The organism is Haloquadratum walsbyi J07HQW2 (genome assembly GCF_000415985.1).
In the GTDB taxonomy this organism is placed as follows: domain Archaea; phylum Halobacteriota; class Halobacteria; order Halobacteriales; family Haloferacaceae; genus Haloquadratum; species Haloquadratum walsbyi_B.
Genome location: NZ_KE356561.1, coordinates 658,714 through 661,053 on the forward strand (window position 1 = coordinate 658,714; position 2,340 = coordinate 661,053).

Annotated in this window: 1 protein-coding gene and 1 pseudogene; one reads left to right on the plus strand and one right to left on the minus strand. The window is 47.6% G+C overall.

Annotated features, from left to right (window positions below):
- Positions 1 to 46 precede the first annotated feature (46 nt).
- Positions 47 to 769, minus strand: coding sequence for a ZIP family metal transporter (locus tag J07HQW2_RS03055; protein ID WP_303703944.1), 723 nt, complete (start codon positions 767 to 769; stop codon positions 47 to 49).
- Positions 770 to 1,780: 1,011 nt separating this feature from the next.
- Between J07HQW2_RS03055 and J07HQW2_RS03060 the strand changes: the two are divergent.
- Positions 1,781 to 2,340 (plus strand): annotated as a pseudogene (locus J07HQW2_RS03060) (hypothetical protein); the annotation flags it as partial.

Below are 2,340 nucleotides of genomic sequence, written 5' to 3' on the forward strand. Positions count from 1 at the left end.
ATTCTGAATGGAGACTGAAGTTATCATTTGATCACGGCACTCGATATTACCCGATAATGTCGAGTAAAAATATCGTGAGGAAGCCGACAAAAAACAGCGTTGTCGAAACAGGCGTCTGTGGTACTTTGCCGGCTTTTACCAACAGTTCCTCGGTTACAAGATACAATAATGCCGCTGCACCAAAGGCAAGCACGACTGCAATCGTAGCTTCAGCCGCTCCCTCAAGCGTGAGCACACCAACGGTGACCCCAACAGTCATTAACGCTCCAAACGTCGCCGGCACAGCCATCTTCTGAATGTTCCTCATCTCCTCTGGCAACGCAACGACAGCAGCTACCCCAAGGAATAGCACCTCGATTGCGAGCGCCAGGGCAATGATAACTCCCGTAGTTGTCTCCTCAATAAAAGTGACACCGATAAGCACGCCGTCGATGAGCATGTCGATGGCAATCGTGATGATGAGACCTGCAGCGCCTGCAAAGTTGCCGCCAATATCTCGATTCTCGATAGCTTTGCTGAGTCGGTGAATGCCAAGCATAGTGACGATACCAATCGCAAATCCGGAGACGACCACTGTTGGTGATTTATTATGAATATCGGGAAGCAACTCAGCCGCGACTGCAGCGAAGACCACGCCGGCGGCTAAATGTTGCACGTTGCTCTCCATTTGGGGATCAGGAGGTCGATAGACAGCGACTACACCACCAACCAGTGCGGCAACAACAGCTAAACTCGTATACGAGAGGGCTTGAATCAGTGTTTCAGCCACTATCTTATACATATCCCAATAATAAATAAAAATTGGCAAAAATGGTCATTTTGAAACCAAATTGTAAACTACGACGAGCAATAGTGACAAAACCAGTCTGGACGGGGGTGACAGTCACCCACACATGAACACCAGTGAACTACCCCTCTCTACTCACTCGCCACAGTAGTGGCTCGTTCCTTGAGGAAGGGGACTCAGCCTGTAAAGATTAAATTGAGATCGTTGGGATCGATGTCATCAATCGCTATATATTGTTTCGAACTTCTAACAAAGTCCTTGGTGAAAACCACTTCAACACGTACTGTCATGAAGGATTAATAACTGTACCAGTCGACATAATTCGATCTCGATGTTTCGATGATCATATGTTCGTAGTTTTTGATTTTGTAAATTGAATAGGCGTAGCATAAGAAATTGGGTTTGTTTATGATAATGAGTTCACTGTCTCGATTATCGGCGGTTGATTGTAGAGCAGATTATTCACCCGAGCGTCGTGGGCGTGATCATAGGGAGCGCGGAAACATACTGTTTCAGTGTTAGGCGGATACCAATTCTTGGAGCATTTTATGTAGCGACTGAGTGTCATGGCTGTTGTCCGCATGTGAGTGTCCGTTCATAACTGCCCCAGAAACCGCGGTCAGTTGTACGATGCGTTGGACTGTCCTGTTCTTACAGTTGCCTGATCAACTCACAGCTCCGACCTCACGATTTTAATTTTCGATAATGCAATTAAATGGACAATCACTCTGCCGACGAGCGTTTGCGTGCGATGCTGTCAGGAGAGGACCCCCGAGACAAGAAACAAAATCATCTGGACAACTGTATCGAACAGAGATACTTTGTCTGTTGTCACGCCGAAGACGAACACACCGTTGAATCGGAGCAGAATTATAAAATAAGATATGCCTAAGCTAATATAAGTATGAATTCTGTGTATACCAATATCTACGTATGAGATTACCCCAGCAAAACACAATCCTCATGACTGGCTTTATCCTGATTGTTCTGCCGATGGGGGTCTCCAGCGGATTCGCCGGGATCGCACATGGGCAGACCGACGCTGGACCTATCGACGTTGATGTGAGCGACCTGCCTGGGGAGGGGACTGAGTCAAATCCATATGAGATCTCAAACGTATCCGAACTCCAGGCGATGGAGGATGATCTGGATGCGAATTACTCACTTATCAATGATATTGACGCCTCACAGACGGCGCGATCTGACGACGGACATGGATTTGATCCAACCGGAGGAGACCCCAGTAATGAGGGTACCCCTTCGCCGTTTACTGGGTCGTTTGATGGGAACAGTTACACAATCACAGGACTGACAATCAATCGCCCGACTGAGAGTGAGGTTGGACTATTTGGACGCAACTCGGGAACAGTCACAGATATCACGCTTACAGAGGTGACCGTTATCGGTGATGTGTTTGTGGGTGGACTTGTCGGATACAACAACGGCACAATACGGAATACAACAGTCTCTGGGAGTACGGATGGTGCCAATCTTATAACCGAACTAATTGGGCAGAACAACGGCAATGTGATGACTGCGCGAGCCTCCGGAAG